Genomic DNA, 293 nt, shown 5'->3' with positions numbered 1-293 from the left:
GACATGCAGACTCTGGTCAGCCAGAACTGCGGCATCGGCATCCCTGTGCTCATCAGCAACATCGACGGCGTGGACAAGCGTATCCAGGGCTATTCCAGCAACCCGCTGGGCGGCTTCATGGGCTACATGTTCAGCGAGCAGGTCTGGCTGGACGCGTAAATGCAACGCTGAACCGAGCGGGAGGATGCAGATGAATAGCAACACACTCTGGTTGATCGTACAGCGCCTGGGCGCGGCGATCGGGCGTGTCTTGCTCGTTTCCATCGTTGTCTTTGCCATTGCTCCGTTACTTG

At 58.0% G+C, this 293-nt stretch carries 1 pseudogene; it reads left to right on the top strand.

Annotated features, from left to right (window positions below):
- Positions 1 to 190 precede the first annotated feature (190 nt).
- Positions 191 to 293 (top strand): annotated as a pseudogene (locus tag EE949_RS28950) (ABC transporter permease); the annotation flags it as partial.

This window comes from Pseudomonas viridiflava, from assembly GCF_900602065.1.
Classification (GTDB): Bacteria; Pseudomonadota; Gammaproteobacteria; order Pseudomonadales; family Pseudomonadaceae; genus Aquipseudomonas.
This window is presented reverse-complemented; position numbering and strand designations above follow the sequence as displayed.